The sequence below is a fragment of the Patescibacteria group bacterium genome, assembly GCA_026415775.1.
GTDB lineage: Bacteria > Patescibacteriota > Minisyncoccia > UBA6257 > JAAZHW01 > SKW32.
Window position 1 is genome coordinate 1 of the sequence record JAOAGL010000026.1, and the last position, 511, is coordinate 511.

Below are 511 nucleotides of genomic sequence, written 5' to 3' on the forward strand. Positions count from 1 at the left end.
AGAAGACATTGTATGTAACAATACAGTAAAAAAGGGTAACATGTACTAAAACTGGTACACGTGACTCTTAGGATATCATAATTGATGGTTAAAAGACAATCACTTTAAATCCAGGTCAGAAATGACCAAAGAGAACCAAAAAAGATATACTATCTAAAAGAGATCGTAATCTAAGGTAGGGGCGTCAGATGCGAGTAATACAAGGAAGGTGAGTGCCGAGGAGCGGAGTTTATACAAGATAAATGAGCGCCGGAGGACACAAAGCCTGACACTGTAGTACGAAGCATATCACGACTCTACACAAAAGGTCAAGCTATTAAGAGCATAGGGTGAATGCCTTGGCACCAGGAGCCGAAGAAGGACGTGATAAGCTGCGATAAGCCACGGTGAGGCGCAAATAGCCTTTGATCCGTGGATTTCCGAATGGGGGAACCCACCTGAGGTAAATTCTCAGGTACCATACTATGAATACATAGTAGTATGGAGGGAGACGTGGGGAACTGAAACATCT

Annotated in this window: 1 rRNA gene; it reads left to right on the forward strand. The window is 43.1% G+C overall.

The annotated features are described in order from the left end of the window. Window positions 1-306: 306 nt before the first annotated feature. Window positions 307-511, forward strand: a 23S ribosomal RNA gene (locus N2692_03200); the annotation flags it as partial.